Raw genomic sequence first — 452 nt, 5'->3', positions numbered from 1 at the left:
GTTAGGGTAGCGGTTGAGCACGGCGACCGCGCGGTCGCCGTTCGCCAGCGGCCGCACCAGGATCTCGAAAGTGGCGTTGGAGGAGACCACGGAGCCCTGACGGCCCATCGGGTCCTGGTCCAGCTGGATCATCCGGGTGTTGCCGAGGGCCGTGAGGCCCGCCGGGGTCAGCTTCGAGACGTCGGACGAGAGGATGAAGGGGGATGCCATCATGGCCCACAGGGCGACCTGGCTGCGGCTCTCGGCGGCCGTGAGCCCGGGGGCGCCCGCGATCAGGAAGTCGGGGTCGTTCCAGTTGCCGGGGCCCGCGTACCGGCCGAGCCAGCGGTTGTAGCCGTAGTTGCCCATGACGGCGCTCCACCGCGAGGTGGCAGGTGCGGCCGGGTTGTAGACCTTGATGTCCTTGCCCTCGCGCCACAGCTGACTGGTCTCGCCGACCCAGCCGAGCACCT

General features: G+C 69.9%; 1 pseudogene. It reads right to left on the bottom strand.

Annotation, left to right across the window (positions count from 1 at the left end):
• Positions 1 to 452, bottom strand: a pseudogene (locus ACWGIU_RS22335) (hypothetical protein); the annotation flags it as partial.

The organism is Streptomyces sp. NPDC054840, from assembly GCF_053611065.1.
The sequence above is the reverse complement of the archived record's forward strand: the minus strand, read 5'-3'. Positions and strand labels throughout refer to the sequence as shown.